The following is a 17,246-nucleotide window of genomic DNA, read 5'->3' as shown; positions in this document are numbered from 1 at the left end:
CAAAGCCCCCGCCCGCCCCATGAGTTGACAACCACCCCATGATGGCAGGGCGGGGCACGGGACCGTCAGCGCAGGGACGTGCCGAACTCGATGCCCGCGCCGGGCAGGCCGAAGTCCGAGCCGTTGAACGAGGTCACGCCCGTCGTCGTCGGGTACGGCGACGAGCCCCGCAGCACCGTGACGGCGCCCGCGTCGGCGGCCGAGCCGATGTCCTCGCCGGACGCGGCGACGGACAGGTCCGCGCGGCCGCCCCCGTTGATGTCCTTCAGCCGTACGGTCGACCCGAAGCGGTCGCCCGGCTCCGCGACGCCCGGCACGCCTGCGGTGTCCTGGTGGTAGGAGCGGCCCGCGGTGATGTAGCCCTTGCCGCCCTTGAGGACGACGACGGAGCCGGTGCCCGTGACGCCGTCGACGGTCTCGCCGGGCGCGCCGACCGCGACGTCGTCGCAGCCGTCGCCGTCCACGTCGCCGACGGCCACGGACGCGCCGAACCGGTCCCCGGCCTCGCTCGCTCCCGGCACCCCGTCGCTGTCCTGGGTGACCTTGTCCATGCCCTCCATCTCGTCGGTGAAGATGGTGGATCCGCCGTAGAACACCCAGACGGAGTTGTCGTCGGCCTGGCCGGTGACGAGGTCCGGGTAGCCGTCGCAGTTCACGTCGCCGGTCGCGGCGGCCTCGGTGGTGGAGCCGGCGTACTGCCCGTCGATCCGCCCGGAGTAGTAGCCGATGTCGCCGGGCCCGCCGTCGACCCACCCCGTGTAGGGGCTGCCGTCGGCGTGCTTGCCGTAGAGGACGTAGGTGTACGTCTCGCCGACGCCGGGCCCCCGGAACTGGTCGGCGGTGAGGCCCTCCAGGGTCACGTCGGAGGGTACGAACTCGACCTCCGGGGCGTAGGCGTCCTCGGGCTTGTTGGAGTCGGAGTACCACCAGTACTTCTTGGCGCTGACGACGGCGAGCTGCGCGTGGTCGTCGCCGTCGAGGTCGACGAAGACGGCGCCCTCGCCGAAACGTTGATCGTCGGCGGAGGGCGCGTGGTAGACGGTGGCGCCCTTGGTGAAGCCGTTCGCGCCGCCCCACACGACGTTCAGGGAACCGCTCGCCCAGTCGGTGACCTGCTCGCCGGGGGCGCCGACGATCAGGTCGGCGTACCCGTCGCCGTTGACGTCGCCGCTGGTGACGTTCTCGCCGAACTCGTCCTCCTTCTCGGTGGTTCCGGGTACGCCGGAGGCCTCCTGCGTGATCGTGACGGCCTTGCCGGTGCTCACGCCGGAGGCCGAACCGAACGTCACCGTCACGGCGTTGGCCTTCGGCGTGCCGATGGCGAGGTCGCGGTACCCGTCGCCGTTGAAGTCGTCCTTGAGCGTGGTCGCGGCGGACGCGGTCCCCGCGAGGGGGAGGGTGAGGCCGCCCGCGGCGAGGGCGGCCACCCCTGCGGCGATGGCGAGTTTCTTGAGGCGCACGTCAACTCCAGCGTTGGGTGAGGCAGTTGTTACCGGTGGTCCGCTGGTGTGACGGCTGGGGACCGGTCAATGGTTGTACGCCGGCAACCGGTCCCTGTCGCCGGTCAGTCGTCGATCGCCGCCCCGAACCGCGCGTCCAGGGAGGGAGCGTTCAGCGCCCCCGCCCCGTACGTCCACGATCCGGCCGCCGTGACCCCGCCGGACCCGGCGGAGAACACCCACACCACGCCGTCGTTGGTGTTCTCGCCGGGCGCCGCCGCGAGGAGGCCGAACCTGCCGTCCTTGTTGGGGTCGGTGAAGGAGACCTGCCCGCCGAACTTGTCGCCCTTCTCGGCCGCGCCGGGCACGTCCGCCGAGTTCTGGTTGAAGTCCCGTACGTCGCTGGTCCGCAGGCCGAGGGTGGTCCCCCGCATCACCGTCACGGCGCCCGCGTCGGCGACCGTCCCGATGTCCTCGCCGGGCGCGCCGATCGCGACGTCGGCGTACCCGTCGCCGTTCGTGTCGCCGACGGACAGATCGGCGCCCCAGGCGTCGCCCTTCTCGGCGGTGCCGGGCACGCCGTCGGAGTCCTGCGTCCACCACTGCGGTTCCCCGGTGAGGCCCGAGGCGGAGCCGTAGTGGACGCCGACCATGCCGCCGGTCGTCCACGGGCCGCCGTCGTCGGGGCTGTTGGGCTCGCCGGTGACGAGGTCGTCCTTGCCGTCGCCGTTGACGTCCCCGGAGGCGGCGACCGGGCCGCCCCGCAGCGTGAGGTTCGGCAGCGGCTCGGCGTCGGAGGCCGTGCCGGGGATGACGTACGACCAGCCGTCGCCGGACTCGTCGCCGACGGAGAGGCCGGACACGACGAGGTCGGCGAAGCCGTTGGCGTCGTAGTCGCCGGTGGTCAGGGACTTGGGCTGGATGCCGGTCGGCGCGTCCAGGGTGGCGGCCCGTGCGGTGGCGGTCGGCGCCTTGCCCTTGGGGGCCTTGGCCTTCGGCGCCTTGGGCGCGAAGTCGGTCCGGGAGTCGCGGACCAGGTTCTTGCCCGCGCCGGCGGTGGATCTGGCGGCGGGCGCGGCCTCGTAGCGGAAGATCGCGAGGCCGACCGAGTCGAGGACGGCGAGCAGGTCGCCGTCGCCGCCGTCGGTGAACCGGGCGGCGGCGAGCGACTGGCCGAACTTGCCGCCGGTGGCGGGCTCGTCGGCCTCAAGGCCCGTGCTGGCGCTGCCGACCAGGCCCTTGGGCGTGCCCCACAGGACGACGCCGCCGCCCGAGTCGGTGACCGTCCCGAGGTCCTCGCCGGGCGAGCCGACGATCGCGTCGTCGTAGCCGTCGCCGTCGAGGTCCCCGGTGGCGACGGCCTGCCCGAACGCGTCGCCCTTCTCGGCGGCGCCCGGCACCCCGGTCGTGTTCTGGCTGATCACGGCGGAGCGGGACGTCCCCATCCCGGTCGAGGCGCCGTACTGGACGGTGACGAGCCCGGCCCCGGCCTGCCCGCCGACGGTGGCCCCGGGGGCGCCGACGAGCACGTCGTCGTAGCCGTCGCCGTTGAAGTCGGTGTTGCGGTCGTTGGCGCGGGTGCTTCCCGGTGTGCCCGCGTACGCGGCCGGGGCGGCGGCGATGTACGTACCGGCGAGAAGAAGGAACGTGGCCGCCGCGAGGGCGGCCGGACGGTTCTTGCGCACGTGCGGCTCCTTGGCTGAAGGAAGACCGGGCAGCGCGGGGGGATGACCGGAAAGGGCCCGTTCCTTGTCCGGCGCACCGTTTGACACGGGATCGGGCGCAAGGGTTGTACGGGACGCAACAAAAGAAGAGGGCACCCCGCCGGGCGGGGTGCCCTCAAGTGACGTACGCGGCCGGTTACTTCACCGGCTCGGGCTCCGGCGCGTCCTCGGTCCCCGCCTCGCCCGCCGGGTCGACCGGCGTCTTGACGGAGTCGAGCAGCAGCTGGGCCACGTCGACGACCTGGACGGACTCCTTGGCCTTGCCGTCGTTCTTCTTGCCGTTGACCGAGTCGGTCAGCATGACGAGGCAGAACGGGCAGGCGGTGGAGACGATGTCCGGGTTGAGCGAGAGGGCTTCATCGACGCGCTCGTTGTTGATGCGCTTGCCGATCCGCTCCTCCATCCACATCCGGGCACCACCGGCGCCGCAGCAGAAGCCGCGCTCCTTGTGGCGGTGCATCTCCTCGTTGCGGACGCCCGGGACGCTGGCGATGATCTCGCGCGGCGGGGAGTAGATCTTGTTGTGGCGGCCCAGGTAGCACGGGTCGTGGTACGTGATGATGCCCTCGACCGGGGTGACCGGCGTCAGCTTGCCCTCGTCGACGAGGTGCTGGAGCAGCTGCGTGTGGTGGATTACCTCGTAATCCCCGCCGATCTGCGGGTACTCCTTGCCGATCGTGTTGAGGCAGTGCGGGCAGGTCGCGACGATCTTCTTCGCGGTCCGGGGCTTCTTGGACTCCTCGGTGACCTTGCCGTCATCGTCGTACTCCTCGCCGAAGGCCATGTTCAGGGACATGACGTTCTCCTGGCCGAGCTGCTGGAACAGCGGCTCGTTGCCGAGGCGGCGGGCGGAGTCACCGGTGCACTTCTCGTCGCCGCCCATGATCGCGAACTTGACGCCCGCGATGTTGAGGAGCTCGGCGAAGGCCTTGGTGGTCTTCTTCGCGCGGTCCTCGAGGGCGCCGGCGCAGCCGACCCAGTACAGGTACTCGACCTCGGTGAGGTCCTCGATGTCCTTGCCGACGACCGGCACCTCGAAGTCGAGCTCCTTGAGCCACTCCAGGCGCTGCTTCTTCGCCAGGCCCCAGGGGTTGCCCTTCTTCTCCAGGTTCTTGAGCATCGTGCCCGCCTCGGACGGGAACGCGGACTCGATCATCACCTGGTAGCGGCGCATGTCGACGATGTGGTCGATGTGCTCGATGTCGACCGGGCACTGCTCGACGCAGGCGCCGCAGGTGGTGCAGGACCACAGGACGTCCGGGTCGATGACGCCGTTCTCTTCGTGCGTCCCGATCAGGGGGCGTTCGGCCTCCGCGAGGGCGGCGGCCGGAACGTCCTTGAGCTGCTCCTCGGTCGCCTTCTCATTGCCCTCCATGTCCTTGCCGCCACCGGCGAGCAGGTAGGGGGCCTTGGCGTGCGCGTGGTCGCGCAGCGACATGATGAGGAGCTTCGGGGAGAGCGGCTTGCCGGTGTTCCAGGCGGGGCACTGCGACTGGCAGCGGCCGCACTCGGTGCAGGTGGAGAAGTCCAGCAGGCCCTTCCAGGAGAACTGCTCGACCTGGGAGACGCCGAAGGTGTCGTCCTCGCCCGGGTCCTCGAAGTCGATCTCCTTGCCGCCCGAGGTCATCGGCAGCAGCGCGCCCAGCGAGACGTCGCCGTCGGCGTTGCGCTTGAACCAGATGTTCGGGAAGGCCAGGAAGCGGTGCCAGGCGACACCCATGTCGGTCTTCAGGGCGACCGTGATCATCCAGATGAACGAGGTCGCGATCTTCAGCCCGGCGAAGAAGTACGTGAGGTTCTGGAGCGTGGAGACGTCCAGGCCCGACAGTGCGTTCACCACGGGGTACGAGATGAAGAACGACGCCTCGTAGCTGTCGACGTGGTGCTGGGCGCCTTCGAGGGCGTGCAGCATGAAGATGCAGACGCCGACGATGAGGATGACGGCCTCGACGAAGTACGCCTGGCCGAAGTTCGAGCCCGCGAAGCGGGACTTGCGGCCCGGCTTGTTCGGCCTGCTGAGCTGGCGGATCACGATGAGGACGGCGATGCCGAGGACCGTCATCGTGCCGATGAACTCGACGAAGATGTTGTACGGGGCCCACTCGCCGATGATCGGCAGCAGCCAGTCGGCCTGGAACAACTGGCCGATGGCGTTGACGATCGTCAGCAGCAGCGAGAAGAAGCCCACCGCCACGAACCAGTGCGCGACGCCGACGATGCCCCACTTGTTCATGCGGGTGTGGCCGAGGAACTCCTTGGCCACGGTGACGGTGCGCTGCACGGGTTCATCGGTGCGAGTACCTGCGGGTACGTTCTGACCGAGCCGCATGAAGTTGTAGATCTGCAGGAGGGCACGGACGAACAGTGCCGCGCCGACCACGATCGTAACCAGCGACACGATGATCGCGGCGAGTTGCATTGGGGGCTCCTCGGGCCTGCGAGGGAAGTCTTCTCGGGGACGGTCATTACTAAGCGGTAACTTAGGTTGTCCGTCTGAGACTACCCACTTACCCGGACGCAATGTAGTCGCCGGGTTGGTGATCTGTGTCGCCCAGGTAACCCTCTGCGGGGCCATGCGGGGCGCCAAAGCGGATCGTGTTATTCGCCCCATATTTGGACATAACGGAATAACTTATGGGGATGAGCGCACCGTCGGCCACCGCACCCTCCACTTATCTGGTCACCGGAGGCGCGGGCTTCGTCGGCTCGCACCTCACCGATGCGCTGCTCGCCCAGGGACACACCGTCGTCGTCCTCGACGACCTCTCCACGGGCGACCGCGCCAACCTCGCCGCCGCCTGGCCCAGCCCCCGGCTCCGCTTCGTGCGCGGCTCGGCCCTCGACACCCGGCTCGTCGCCGAACTCGCGGGCCGCTGCGAGGTGGTGGTCCACCTGGCGACCGAGGGCGCGGGCCCCGTCGCCGAGGCCGCCCGGCGGCACGGCCGCCGACTGCTCGCGGTCGCGGGCGGCCGGGACCACGATGACCGGGGCCACGATGGCCGGGGCCACGATGAAGAAACGATCCTGGTCCGTCTTCAGCACACCGTCGGCCCTCGCCAGTCGTCCGCGTGCGGCGCCGTCGTACCGCGCCTCGCCGCACAGGCCGTCACGGGCCTCCCGCTCACCATCCACGGCGACGGCAACCGGCGGCTGCGCCTCACGCACGTCGCCGACACCGTCGACGCGCTGCTGCGACTGCTCGCCGAGCCGGCCGCGCCCGGGCGTGTCTTCGACGTCTGCGGCGCGCAGGAGACCGCCGTCGCCGACCTGGCGGGCGTCGTCGTCGAACGCTCCGGCTCCTCCTCCCCGCTCCGCTTCGTCCCGTACGAGGAGGTGGACGGGGAGTCGGACGCGGAGGCGCACGAGCCCGACCCCGGGCCACTGCGCGAACTCACCGGCTGGGAGCCCGCGTCGGGGCTCCTCGACATCGTGGACGCGGCCCTCGTCGACGCGGGCGCCGCGTTCGGCGTGGTCACGACCGCCGCGGCCGGGGTCTGACCATGAGGGTCGCGGTCGTCCACGGTTTCGGCGCCCCGGGCGGCGAGGACGAGGCCGTCCTCGACCAGGTCGCCGCGCTCACCCGCGCAGGGCACGAGGTGCGCCTCGTCTCCGCGAACGGCCGCGGCCGCGGCCCCCTCGCCACCCTGCGGGCGTTCGGCCCGGACGTCGTGCACGTCCACAACCTGTTCCCCGCCTTCGGCCGCGCCTGGGTCGCCGACTGGACGGGCCCCATGGTCGCCACCCTGCGGCACGGCCCGCACCGCGGCTCCCGGTTCGCGGCGCTCCAGTTCCCGTGGGCGGCGCGCGGCGGGCTGCGGCAGGATCCGCTGCTGCGGCGGGCCGACCGGCTCGTGGTCCTCTCGGAGGCGAGCCGGGACGCGTGCGCGCGCGCCGGGCTGCCCCGGGAGCGCCTCGACGTGGTGCCCGACTTCGTGCCGACCGTGGCGGAACCCGAGGCCGGGCCCGACGGGGCGGGTGACGCCTGGGTGTGCGTCGGGCGGCTCGCGCCGGAGCGGGGCGTGCTCGAACTGCTGCGCCGCTGGCCCGCAGGTGAGCGGCTCGATCTGGTCGGGGCCGGGCCGATGGAGGCGCGCTGCCGGGTGGCGGCGCCCGCGTCGGTGCGGCTGCGCGGGGCCCTGGGGCGGGGGGAGCTCAGGCGGGCGCTGCCGGGGTACCGGGGGCTCGTGCTGCCGGGGCGCGAGGCGCGCAGGGCGGTTCCGCTCGTGTACGCGGAGGCGCTCGCGGCGGGGCTGCCGGTGCTGGCCTTCGAGGGGGCCGGGACGTCGGCGGTGCCGCGTGCCGTACGGTCCGAGGGCACGGGTGTGGTCACCACCCCGGACGCGTACCTGCCCGACGCGCTGGACGTGGCCGCCAAGGTCTTCCCGACGCTGCGGGAGCACTGCCGCGCGGTGTACGCGAAGCGGTACGGGGAAGCCGTCTGGACCGAGCGCACCGAGTGCCTCTACGCCTCGCTCGTAGCGTAATCATCTCCGTACGAGCTTCGGACCTTTGTAAAAGCCCAGGTCAGACGCGTGCCTTCAGTGGTTTGCCGATAAGGGCAGGATAAAACTTGAGTGGGTGGGACTCAGGTCTGTTGACGCCGAGGGGGAGGGTGTTGCAGTCTTGAGCCAGTTCCACTCAAGTAGGTAGCTGGAGGAATCGAAATGGCACGTGCGGTCGGCATCGACCTGGGCACGACTAACTCCGTCGTCAGCGTTCTGGAGGGCGGTGAGCCCACCGTCATCGCGAACGCCGAGGGCGCCAGGACCACGCCGTCCGTCGTCGCTTTCGCGAAGAACGGCGAAGTTCTGGTCGGCGAGGTCGCCAAGCGCCAGGCGGTCACGAACGTGGACCGGACCATCCGCTCGGTGAAGCGCCACATGGGCACCGACTGGAAGATCGACCTGGACGGGAAGGACTTCAACCCGCAGCAGATCTCCGCGTTCATCCTGCAGAAGCTGAAGCGCGACGCGGAGTCCTACCTCGGCGAGAAGGTCACGGACGCGGTCATCACCGTCCCGGCCTACTTCAACGACTCCGAGCGGCAGGCGACGAAGGAAGCCGGCGAGATCGCGGGCATGAACGTCCTGCGCATCGTCAACGAGCCGACGTCCGCGGCCCTGGCCTACGGCCTGGACAAGGACGACCAGACCATCCTGGTCTTCGACCTCGGTGGCGGCACCTTCGACGTCTCGCTCCTGGAGATCGGCGACGGCGTCGTCGAGGTGAAGGCCACGAACGGCGACAACCAGCTCGGCGGTGACGACTGGGACCAGCGCGTCGTCGACTACCTGGTCAAGCAGTTCAACAACGGCCACGGCGTGGACCTGGGCAAGGACAAGATGGCGCTCCAGCGCCTGCGCGAGGCCGCCGAGAAGGCGAAGATCGAGCTGTCCTCCTCCACGGAGACCACGATCAACCTGCCGTACATCACGGCGTCCGCCGAGGGCCCGCTGCACCTGGACGAGAAGCTCACGCGCGCCCAGTTCCAGCAGCTCACGTCCGACCTTCTGGAGCGCTGCAAGACGCCGTTCCACAACGTCATCAAGGACGCGGGCATCAACCTCTCCGAGATCGACCACGTCGTTCTCGTCGGTGGCTCGACCCGTATGCCGGCCGTCGCCGAGCTGGTCAAGGAACTGACCGCGGGCAACGAGGCCAACAAGGGCGTCAACCCGGACGAGGTCGTCGCCATCGGCGCCGCCCTGCAGGCCGGTGTCCTCAAGGGCGAGGTCAAGGACGTCCTGCTCCTCGACGTCACCCCGCTGTCCCTCGGCATCGAGACCAAGGGCGGCATCATGACCAAGCTCATCGAGCGGAACACCACGATTCCGACGAAGCGCTCCGAGATCTTCACGACGGCCGAGGACAACCAGCCGTCGGTGCAGATCCAGGTCTACCAGGGCGAGCGCGAGATCGCGGCGTACAACAAGAAGCTCGGGATGTTCGAGCTGACCGGTCTGCCGCCGGCCCCGCGCGGTGTCCCGCAGGTCGAGGTCGCCTTCGACATCGACGCGAACGGCATCATGCACGTCACGGCCAAGGACCTCGGCACGGGCAAGGAGCAGAAGATGACCGTCACCGGTGGCTCCTCGCTGCCGAAGGACGAGGTCAACCGGATGCGCGAAGAGGCCGAGAAGTACGCGGACGAGGACCACGCCCGCCGCGAGGCCGCCGAGTCCCGCAACCAGGGCGAGCAGCTCGTCTACCAGACGGAGAAGTTCCTCAAGGACAACGAGGAGAAGGTTCCCGCCGAGGTCAAGACCGAGGTCGAGGAGGCCGTCACCGAGCTGAAGGAGAAGCTCAAGGGCGACGACTCGGCCGAGATCCGCACCGCCACCGAGAAGGTCGCCGCCGTCTCGCAGAAGCTGGGCCAGGCCATGTACGCCGACGCCCAGGCCGCGGGCGCCGAGGCCCCGGGCGCGGACGCCCCGCAGGGTGACGCCAAGGCCGACGACGACGTCGTGGACGCCGAGATCGTCGACGAGGACAAGGACCGCAAGGACGGTGCCGCGTGACGGAGGAGACCCCGGGCTTCAGCGAGAGCGAAGAGCCTGACGTCCCCTCCGGCGCCACCCCCGACGACGCCGAGTCGAAGGCCGCCACCTCGCCCGACAAGGGCGAGGGGGCGGCCCCGGCCGGGGACTCAGCCGCTTCCGCTTCGGATGTGGCCCTGACCGCGCAGCTGGACCAGGTGCGTACCGCGCTCAACGAGCGCACCGCGGACCTCCAGCGCCTTCAGGCCGAGTACCAGAACTACCGGCGCCGTGTGGAGCGGGACCGCGTCACGGTCAAGGAGATCGCCGTCGCGAACCTCCTGACCGAGCTGCTGCCCGTTCTCGACGACATCGGCCGTGCCCGTGAGCACGGCGAGCTCGTCGGCGGCTTCAAGTCGGTGGCCGAATCCCTGGAGACGGTCGCCGCGAAGATGGGCCTTCAGCAGTTCGGCAAGGAGGGCGAGCCCTTCGACCCGACCGTGCACGAGGCCCTGATGCACTCGTACGCGCCGGACGTCACCGAGACGACCTGCGTGGCGATCCTGCAGCCGGGTTACCGGATCGGCGAGCGCACCATCCGCCCCGCGCGGGTGGCCGTGGCCGAGCCGCAGCCGGGCGCGAAGGCGGACGAGGCAGCCGACAAGGATGCCGAGAAGGAGAACGGTGGCCCGGAAGAGGGCTGACGTCACACACACGGGTAAGGAGGGACGTCGAGGCCGATGAGCACCAAGGACTTCATCGAGAAGGACTACTACAAGGTCCTCGGCGTCCCCAAGGACGCCACCGACGCCGAGATCAAGAAGGCGTACCGCAAGCTCGCCCGCGAGAACCACCCCGACGCCAACAAGGGCAACGACAAGGCGGAGGAGCGCTTCAAGGAGATCTCCGAGGCGAACGACATCCTCGGTGACCCCAAGAAGCGCAAGGAGTACGACGAGGCGCGCGCCCTGTTCGGCAGCGGCGGGTTCCGGCCGGGACCCGGCGGCGCCGGCGGCAACGGCTCGTTCAACTTCGACCTGGGCGACCTCTTCGGAGGCGGCGCCCAGGGCCAGGGCGGTCCGGGCGGCTTCGGCGGCGGCATCGGCGATGTGTTCGGCGGCCTGTTCAACCGGGGCGGCGCGGGCGCGGGAACGCGTACGCAGCCGCGCCGGGGCCAGGACATCGAGTCCGAGGTGACGCTCAGCTTCACCGAGGCGGTCGACGGGGCGACGGTCCCGCTGCGGATGTCCTCCCAGGCCCCCTGCAAGGCGTGCTCCGGCACCGGCGACGCGAACGGCACACCGCGCGTGTGCCCGACCTGCGTCGGCACCGGACAGGTCTCGCGGGGCGGCGGTGGCGGCTTCTCCCTCACCGACCCGTGCGTGGACTGCAAGGGCCGCGGCCTGATCGCCGAGACCCCGTGCGACGCCTGCAAGGGCAGCGGGCGGGCCAAGTCCTCCCGCACCATGCAGGTCAGGATCCCCGCGGGGGTCTCCGACAGCCAGCGCATCAGGCTCCGCGGCAAGGGCGCTCCCGGTGAACGGGGCGGCCCCGCGGGCGATCTGTACGTCGTCGTGCACGTCGACGCGCACCCGGTCTTCGGCCGCAAGGGCGACAACCTCACGGTCACCGTCCCGGTGACCTTCACCGAGGCGTCGCTCGGCGGCGAGGTCAAGGTGCCCACGCTCGGCGGCCCGCCGGTCACCCTGAAGCTGCCCCCGGGCACGCCGAACGGGCGGACGATGCGGGCCCGCGGCAAGGGAGCCGTCCGCAAGGACGGCACGCGCGGAGACCTGTTGGTGACGGTCGAGGTGGCCGTCCCCAAGGACCTTTCGGAGGACGCCCGCTCGGCCCTCGAGTCGTACCGCAAGGCGACTGAGGACACCGACGTGCGGGCAGAACTGTTCCAGGCCGCGAAGGGAGCGTGAGTGTGATGGACGGGCAGCCGGGCCGACGGCGGGGCAACCCGTACGAACTGACCGACGAGACGCCGGTGTACGTCATCTCGGTGGCGGCACAGCTGTCCGGCCTGCACCCGCAGACCCTGCGCCAGTACGACCGGCTCGGCCTGGTCTCGCCCGACCGCACGGCCGGGCGCGGCCGGCGCTATTCGGCCCGCGACATCGAACTGCTGCGCACCGTCCAGCAGTTGTCGCAGGCCGAGGGCATCAACCTGGCCGGCATCAAGCGCATCATCGAGCTGGAGAACCAGGTCGCCGCGCTGCAGTCCCGCGTGGCCGAGCTCTCCTCGGCAGTGGAGAGCGCGGCCTCCGCGATCCAGCAGCGGGAGGCGGCGGTGCACGCCTCGTACCGCCGGGACCTCGTCCCGTACCAGGAGGTCCAGCAGACGAGCGCGCTGGTGGTGTGGCGGCCCAAGCGGTCGTCCGAGCAGTAGTCCGCACTCATGCGTGAAGGGCCCCGGAGGCGTTGTCTCCGGGGCCCTTTCGGATGCCGCAGGATGGAGCCATGACCGAGATCCGCACCCCCCGTCTCCTCCTGCGCCGCTGGAATCCCGACGACGACCTCGCCCCGCTCGCCGAGATCCAGGCCGACCCCGCCGTGATGCGCCGCGTCGGCGACGGCGCCCCGCGCTCCCTCGACGGGACCGCCGAGGACATCGAGCGCTGGGAGGAGGAGTGGGACGACGAGGGCTTCGGGGTCTTCGCCGTGGAGCTCCTCGGCTCCGGCGAGCTGGCGGGCGCCGTCGGCCTGTACGTGCCGGACGCCCCGCCGCGGGTGGCGGAGCAGATCGGCATCCAGTGGCGGCTCGGACGCCAGTTCTGGGGCCAGGGATACGCCTCGGAGGCGGCGCAGGCCACGCTGGAGTTCGCCCTCCAGGACCGCGGCATCGACCGGGTCGTCGCGGTCGTCGCGGAGGACGACGCCCCTTCGCTGAAGGTTGTCCACAAGCTGGGGATGACCTCGCTGCCCGGCGGGGCGGAGGACGGTCTGCGGGTGCACGCGATCGACCTGACCGAATTCGAGGCCTGAGGGGCCCGAGGGGCCTGGGCGGGCCGAGCGATCCGACCATACTGTGAAGCTCCTGTGGGGCTTGCGGGAAGGTGTCCGGTATTCGCCGTCTTCGGCTTCATGTGAAGAAGTAATGGACCCGTTTTCGTTGCGGTGTGGCTTCACCTCTTGACGGTCGGTGGGCGGGCGAGTTGGCTTTCGAGCCACCTCGGCCGCACCGTCGCGGCCACGTCAGGGAGGTATCCGCACATGAACCCGCGTATGCGTTGTGCCGCCATAACCGGCGCCGCATCCGTCCTGGTCGTCTCGCTCTCGGCCTGCGGTGGCGTGCTGCCCGGCGACGACAGCGAGCCGAGCGCGTCCACCAGCAAGGGGGACGACGTCAAGATCGGTCTGCTGCTCCCGGAGAAGGAGACCGCCCGCTACGAGAAGTTCGACCACCCCATCTTCGAGCGTCAGGTGGCGAAGCTGACGCACGGCAAGGGGGAGCTGGTCTACGCCAATGCGAAACAGGACGCCGCCCTCCAGCGCAAGCAGCTGCAGGAGATGATCGCCGCGAAGGTCGACACGATCGTCGTCGACGCCGTGGACTCCAAGGACATCGCCCCGGCGGTCCGCAGGGCCAAGGACGCGGGCATCCACGTCATCGCCTACGACCGGCTCGCCCAGGGACCCGTCGACGCCTACGTCGGCTTCGACAACGCGCTCGTCGGCCAGACCCAGGGCAAGGCGCTGATCACGGCCCTCGGCGGGGCCAAGGCCACCAAGCGCGACAAGGTCGTGATGGTCAACGGCTCGCCCAGCGACCCCAACGCCGCGGAGTTCAAGTCGGCCGCCCGCGCGGAACTCGGCAACGCCGTCACCGTCGCGAAGTCCTACGACACCGCGGGCTGGAAGCCGTCCAACGCCAAGGCCAACATGGAGCAGGCCATCAGCGCGCTCGGCGTCGACAGTATCGCCGGCGTGTACGTCGCGAACGACGGAATGGCCGGCGGCGTGATCGAGGCCTTGAAGGAGGTCGGCGTCCGCAAGATGCCGCCGATCACCGGGCAGGACGCCGAACTCGCCGCCGTGCAGCGGATCCTGACCGGCGAGCAGTACATGAGCGTCTACAAGCCGTACCCGGACGAGGCGCAGACCGCCGCCGAGATGGCGGTGCGGGTCTCGCAGGGCCGCGACATCGAGTTCGAGGCGCTGGCGATGGACCGCACCGACAGCCCCACCGACAAGCAGATCAGGACGGCGAGCGTCAGCGTCGTCGCGCTCACCAAGGACAACATCAAGAGCACCGTCGTCAAGGACAAGATCTTCAAGGTCTCGCAGATCTGCACGCCGAAGTACGTACAGGCGTGTGCGGAGGCCGGGTTGAAGTAGACCCTTCCGTACGGCGTGACCGGCTAGTCGGCGTCCTCCAGGATGCCCGACCGGCCGATCAGATAGCCCAGCTGCGCCCTGCTCTCGCTGCCCAGTGTCGCCGCGAGCTTCGCGATGTGCACGCGGACCGTGCGGATGTTCATGCCGAGCCGCTCCGCGATCACCGCGTCCGTGTGGCCCTCGATGAGCAGCGTCGCGATGGTGCGCTGGCGCGTCGTGACGCCGTCCGAGGCCGGCTCCTCGACCGCCGTCTGCGGGAACATCGGCGTGGCCAGCCGCCACAGACGCTCGAACGTGGTCGCCAGATAGGCGATCAGCGCCGGATGCCGCAGCTCCAGGGCCACCGTGCGGTCCTGGTTCGCGGGGATGAAGGCGACGGTGCGGTCCAGCATGATGAGGCGCTCGGTCACTTCGTCGAGGGTGCGGACCTGCACGTCACCGGATAGCTGCTCGAAGTGGGCGAGCACGGCCTGCGAGTGGCGTGACGTGTGCTGGTAGAGCGTGCGCATCCGGCAGCCACGGGCCAGCAGTTGCTGCTCCTTGGGCAGGGCCGAGGCGAGCAGGGGGGCCGGGCGGTGGCCGCCCGGCTGGATGGTGAGCAGCTCGGTCGACGAGGTGGACATGGCCTCGCCGATCGCGTCGTTGATGCGCTGGAAGCCGAGCAGGACGGTGATCATGGGGGCGTCCGGGACGGCCGCCCGCTCCGCGTCCAGGGCCATCAGCGGGGCGAAGGTCTCGGCCAGCTTCGCCTCCTGGCTGCGGCGCAGGGCGATGTTCTCCTCGACGGCCCGCAGCAGCCGGGGCAGCGCGATCGCGGGCGGGACCGGTCGCAGCCACCCGGGATCCCCGGTGTCCGGGCGGAGAAGCGCGTGCGCCTCGAGGCAGGGAACCGGCTCGGAGTCCGCGCGCGGCACGCGGCCTTCGCGCAGGGCGCGGGTGTAGAGCCGCATGCCTGCCTCGCACACCTCGCCGACGTCGTGCGCATGAGCCCTGAGGGTCACGACTCGCTCCCTCTGCTCGGTGCGGGGCTGCCTGTCTCGAGCATTCCGGACTGCGCGATGAGAAAGCCGAGTTGGGCCCGGCTTCCGCTGCCCAGGGCGGCCGCGAGTTTGGCTATGTGGGCGCGGCAGGTGCGTACGTTCATCCCGAGCCGGCGGGCTATCGCCTCGTCGACGTGGCCCTCGACCAGGAGTTTGGCTATGGAGCGCTGAACGCCCGTGATGCCGTCGGTCGGTGGCCCGTAGGGGGTCTCGTCGAGCAGCGGGACCGCGCGCTGCCAGAGCTGCTCGAAGACATTGGCCAGGTATTCGACCAGACCCGGGTGGCGCAACTCCAGGGCGGCCTGCCGGTCTTCGCGCGCGGGAATGAACGCGACCGAACGGTCGAAGATGATCAGCCGCTCGATGAGCTCCTCAAGGGTGCGTATGTCGACGTTCCCCTGGGCCAGGGCCTCCGCGTAGGCGAGAGTGCCGTGACTGTGCCGCGCCGTGTGCTGGTAGAGCGTGCGCATCGTGATGCCGCGATCGGTGATCTCCCTGCCCATCCGCAGGGCCTTGGTGAGCGTGTGCTCGTCCCGGCCCCCTCCGGGCTGCACGGTGAGCATCTCGGACTTGCACTCGGCGAGGGCCGCTTCGATGGCGGTGTTGATCCGCTCCTTGCCCTCGAGCACCGTGATGGAGTGGGTGGTCGGTTGCCGCTGGGCGCTGATGGCCAGGAATGGCTCGAAGACATCGGTGAGTTCGATCGCGAGAGCCCTTCTTTCCTGTATCTCGCGTTCGAGCGGATGCAGTCGTTGCGAGAGCGCCGCTGTCGGCGGAACCGGCCGGAGCCAGGCGGAGTCATCAGGATCGGGATGCAGGAGAGCGAAGTCCAACAGGCAGGGAGCCGAGGAGATTTCGCTGCGCGCGATGCGTCCTGAGCGCAGGGCTGTCGCGTACAAGTGCCTCCCGGCGTCGCAAAGCTCGGTCATGGCGTGTGGATGTGCCTGACTTGAGCCGGTATTGGGCATAGCTCCACCCCCCAGGGTCCTGAACGTGCAGGAACATGATGCATCGACCCTGTGGTGTTTGCGTGGCCGAATGAGCCATCGTCGTGGAGAGCCGGGGGAGAGAATCCATGAAAGCGAGGACGGGACCCGCTATGCGTAAGGGAATACTTCGCGCCGTTGTTGCCGGCGCTTTTTCCGCCGGGCTGGTCCTCGGCGCGATCGGGCCGATGGACGCCATCTGGAACTCCGCGCCCGCGGCCCAGGCGGACGCGATCTGGAACGTGGCGCCCACGACCGTCCAGGCACTTCCCGCCGATGCGATCTGGAACTCCGCGCCCACGGACACCGGCGCATGATCACCCCGCCCGACGACCGGTCGTTACGCCGGGAGATGGCGATCGCCTACCGGTCCGGTTGGCACACCATCGACCTCGTGACCGCGATTCCGAGCGACGGTGACTCCCTCATGGTCACCCTGTTCGGAGAGCCCATCATCGTGGTCCGCGAGGGCGACGACATCAGGGCCTACCGGTGTCTGCGCCGACCGCGCGGAGCCCCACAGCCGGTACGTACGGTCGTCCGATACGGAATGATCTTCGTCAACCTCGACCAGCGGGACCATGAACTGGTCGGCGAGGCGGGACCCGGGACCTCCCAGTCCCACCCACGCTCCACAGCCACCCCCCGCAGTGCCTGACGCGATGCCCCCGTCGTTGTAGATCGCGCAGGTGCTTCCCCCCTGCAGCGGCGTCACCGTGTACCTGACACGGTGACGCCGCTGCGGTCGTTCTACGCGTTCTCCCCGGGGTCCTTCGGCAGGTTCGCCGTCGCCCGGTCCACCGCGATCTCGATGACCACCCGGTCCGGGTTCGGCCGCGGCGACTTGTAGCGCTCGGCGTACCGGCGCTCCGCGTCCGCGACCTCCGCCGGCTCCGTGCGCACCGTCGCCGCGCCCTCCAGCGTCGCCCACCACCGGCCGTCGACCTGGCACACCGCGACCCGGCCCGAGCCCTCGACGACGTGCGCCGCCTTCCTGGTCCCCTTGCCCGTGATGACCCGGGCGACCCGCGCCTCCGCGTCGTACGTCACCCCGACCGGCACCACGTGCGGCGTGCCGTTCGCGCGCAGCGTCGTCAGCGTGCACAGATGCCGCTCCCGCCAGAAGTCGAGAAACGCGGAACCGGGGGCGTCGAGGTCGATGCGCTTGGCCATGAACGGGAACCTATCCCAGGGACCGGGGAACCCGTCCCGGAGGCCAGGGGCGCTGTCGCGACCC

The 17,246-nt window shown here is 70.2% G+C and carries 16 protein-coding genes; 10 read left to right on the top strand and 6 right to left on the bottom strand.

The annotated features are described in order from the left end of the window. Positions 1 to 65 precede the first annotated feature (65 nt). From ACZ7L4_RS30640 to ACZ7L4_RS30630, 3 genes are all read right to left on the bottom strand, one after another. On the bottom strand, positions 66 to 1,460 hold the full coding sequence (locus tag ACZ7L4_RS30640; protein WP_472107707.1) for an FG-GAP-like repeat-containing protein: 1,395 nt from the start codon (positions 1,458 to 1,460) through the stop codon (positions 66 to 68). A gap of 104 nt (positions 1,461 to 1,564) precedes the next feature. Continuing rightward, positions 1,565 to 3,124, bottom strand: coding sequence for an esterase (locus tag ACZ7L4_RS30635; protein ID WP_472107705.1), 1,560 nt, complete (start codon positions 3,122 to 3,124; stop codon positions 1,565 to 1,567). A 175-nt stretch (positions 3,125 to 3,299) separates the two neighbouring features. Then, a complete protein-coding gene (locus ACZ7L4_RS30630; RefSeq protein ID WP_472107704.1) occupies positions 3,300 to 5,582 on the bottom strand; it encodes a (Fe-S)-binding protein in 2,283 nt (760 codons plus the stop codon). A 221-nt stretch (positions 5,583 to 5,803) separates the two neighbouring features. Here ACZ7L4_RS30630 and ACZ7L4_RS30625 point away from each other — a divergent pair, with 221 nt between their 5' ends. The 8 genes from ACZ7L4_RS30625 to ACZ7L4_RS30590 all read left to right on the top strand — a co-directional run bounded on the left by ACZ7L4_RS30625 (position 5,804) and on the right by ACZ7L4_RS30590 (position 13,983). Further along, complete coding sequence (locus ACZ7L4_RS30625) at positions 5,804 to 6,661, top strand: NAD-dependent epimerase/dehydratase family protein (RefSeq protein WP_472107703.1); 858 nt, start codon at positions 5,804 to 5,806, stop codon at positions 6,659 to 6,661. 2 nt (positions 6,662 to 6,663) lie between these two features. Next, positions 6,664 to 7,647 carry a glycosyltransferase family 4 protein gene (locus ACZ7L4_RS30620; protein ID WP_472107702.1) on the top strand — a complete coding sequence of 328 codons (984 nt, stop codon included), beginning with the start codon at positions 6,664 to 6,666 and terminating at the stop codon, positions 7,645 to 7,647. A 180-nt stretch (positions 7,648 to 7,827) separates the two neighbouring features. After that, positions 7,828 to 9,681 (top strand): molecular chaperone DnaK, encoded by a 1,854-nt coding sequence (dnaK, locus tag ACZ7L4_RS30615; RefSeq protein WP_472107700.1) that lies wholly within the window; start codon positions 7,828 to 7,830, stop codon positions 9,679 to 9,681. Continuing rightward, a complete protein-coding gene (grpE, locus tag ACZ7L4_RS30610) occupies positions 9,678 to 10,343 on the top strand; it encodes a nucleotide exchange factor GrpE (protein WP_472107698.1) in 666 nt (221 codons plus the stop codon). The genes dnaK and grpE overlap by 4 nt, the downstream gene beginning before the upstream one ends. 36 nt (positions 10,344 to 10,379) lie before the next feature. Beyond that, positions 10,380 to 11,567 (top strand): molecular chaperone DnaJ, encoded by a 1,188-nt coding sequence (gene dnaJ / locus ACZ7L4_RS30605; RefSeq protein ID WP_472107696.1) that lies wholly within the window; start codon positions 10,380 to 10,382, stop codon positions 11,565 to 11,567. A 5-nt stretch (positions 11,568 to 11,572) separates the two neighbouring features. Then, positions 11,573 to 12,034, top strand: a complete 462-nt coding sequence (locus tag ACZ7L4_RS30600) for a heat shock protein transcriptional repressor HspR (protein ID WP_450816215.1) — start codon at positions 11,573 to 11,575, stop codon at positions 12,032 to 12,034. Between the two features lie 71 nt (positions 12,035 to 12,105). After that, positions 12,106 to 12,630, top strand: coding sequence for a GNAT family N-acetyltransferase (locus ACZ7L4_RS30595; RefSeq protein WP_472107695.1), 525 nt, complete (start codon positions 12,106 to 12,108; stop codon positions 12,628 to 12,630). Between the two features lie 228 nt (positions 12,631 to 12,858). Continuing rightward, positions 12,859 to 13,983, top strand: a complete 1,125-nt coding sequence (locus ACZ7L4_RS30590) for a sugar ABC transporter substrate-binding protein (protein ID WP_472107694.1) — start codon at positions 12,859 to 12,861, stop codon at positions 13,981 to 13,983. A gap of 23 nt (positions 13,984 to 14,006) precedes the next feature. Here ACZ7L4_RS30590 and ACZ7L4_RS30585 read toward each other — a convergent pair whose 3' ends face one another. Together ACZ7L4_RS30585 and ACZ7L4_RS30580 are read right to left on the bottom strand one after the other, a co-directional pair. Further along, complete coding sequence (locus tag ACZ7L4_RS30585) at positions 14,007 to 14,984, bottom strand: helix-turn-helix transcriptional regulator (protein WP_472107692.1); 978 nt, start codon at positions 14,982 to 14,984, stop codon at positions 14,007 to 14,009. Then, entirely contained in the window at positions 14,981 to 15,952 is a 972-nt protein-coding gene (locus tag ACZ7L4_RS30580; RefSeq protein ID WP_472107691.1) for a helix-turn-helix transcriptional regulator, read from the bottom strand. The genes ACZ7L4_RS30585 and ACZ7L4_RS30580 overlap by 4 nt, the downstream gene beginning before the upstream one ends. A gap of 245 nt (positions 15,953 to 16,197) precedes the next feature. Between ACZ7L4_RS30580 and ACZ7L4_RS30575 the strand changes: the two genes are divergently transcribed. Both ACZ7L4_RS30575 and ACZ7L4_RS30570 read left to right on the top strand, forming a co-directional pair. Further along, positions 16,198 to 16,326, top strand: a complete 129-nt coding sequence (locus ACZ7L4_RS30575; protein WP_472107690.1) for a hypothetical protein — start codon at positions 16,198 to 16,200, stop codon at positions 16,324 to 16,326. Next, the gene (locus ACZ7L4_RS30570) at positions 16,323 to 16,667 is read left to right on the top strand and encodes a hypothetical protein (protein WP_472107689.1); all 345 of its coding nucleotides are present in this window, start codon (positions 16,323 to 16,325) and stop codon (positions 16,665 to 16,667) included. The genes ACZ7L4_RS30575 and ACZ7L4_RS30570 overlap by 4 nt, the downstream gene beginning before the upstream one ends. Positions 16,668 to 16,759: 92 nt before the next feature. Here the strand turns inward: ACZ7L4_RS30570 and ACZ7L4_RS30565 are convergent, their stop codons facing one another. Continuing rightward, positions 16,760 to 17,182: a TIGR03618 family F420-dependent PPOX class oxidoreductase gene (locus ACZ7L4_RS30565; RefSeq protein ID WP_472107688.1), complete on the bottom strand. Its 423-nt coding sequence runs from the start codon at positions 17,180 to 17,182 to the stop codon at positions 16,760 to 16,762. Between the last annotated feature and the right edge of the window lie 64 nt (positions 17,183 to 17,246).

The sequence above is a fragment of the Streptomyces sp. NPDC107575 genome, assembly GCF_055657265.1.
Note: the sequence above shows the minus strand (reverse complement) of the source record. Positions and strands in the feature narration are given on the sequence as shown.

What these genes read in the sequence shown, in the direction of transcription:
- ACZ7L4_RS30590 (WP_472107694.1), top strand. Translation starts at nt 12,859, where the DNA reads ATGAACCCGCGTATGCGTTGTGCCGCCATAACCGGCGCCGCATCCGTC.
- ACZ7L4_RS30580 (WP_472107691.1), bottom strand. Translation starts at nt 15,952, where the DNA reads ATGACCGAGCTTTGCGACGCCGGGAGGCACTTGTACGCGACAGCCCTG.
- ACZ7L4_RS30595 (WP_472107695.1), top strand. Translation starts at nt 12,106, where the DNA reads ATGACCGAGATCCGCACCCCCCGTCTCCTCCTGCGCCGCTGGAATCCC.
- dnaJ (WP_472107696.1), top strand. Translation starts at nt 10,380, where the DNA reads ATGAGCACCAAGGACTTCATCGAGAAGGACTACTACAAGGTCCTCGGC.
- ACZ7L4_RS30570 (WP_472107689.1), top strand. Translation starts at nt 16,323, where the DNA reads ATGATCACCCCGCCCGACGACCGGTCGTTACGCCGGGAGATGGCGATC.
- ACZ7L4_RS30630 (WP_472107704.1), bottom strand. Translation starts at nt 5,582, where the DNA reads ATGCAACTCGCCGCGATCATCGTGTCGCTGGTTACGATCGTGGTCGGC.
- ACZ7L4_RS30620 (WP_472107702.1), top strand. Translation starts at nt 6,664, where the DNA reads ATGAGGGTCGCGGTCGTCCACGGTTTCGGCGCCCCGGGCGGCGAGGAC.
- ACZ7L4_RS30600 (WP_450816215.1), top strand. Translation starts at nt 11,573, where the DNA reads ATGGACGGGCAGCCGGGCCGACGGCGGGGCAACCCGTACGAACTGACC.
- ACZ7L4_RS30565 (WP_472107688.1), bottom strand. Translation starts at nt 17,182, where the DNA reads ATGGCCAAGCGCATCGACCTCGACGCCCCCGGTTCCGCGTTTCTCGAC.
- ACZ7L4_RS30575 (WP_472107690.1), top strand. Translation starts at nt 16,198, where the DNA reads ATGGACGCCATCTGGAACTCCGCGCCCGCGGCCCAGGCGGACGCGATC.
- ACZ7L4_RS30625 (WP_472107703.1), top strand. Translation starts at nt 5,804, where the DNA reads ATGAGCGCACCGTCGGCCACCGCACCCTCCACTTATCTGGTCACCGGA.
- dnaK (WP_472107700.1), top strand. Translation starts at nt 7,828, where the DNA reads ATGGCACGTGCGGTCGGCATCGACCTGGGCACGACTAACTCCGTCGTC.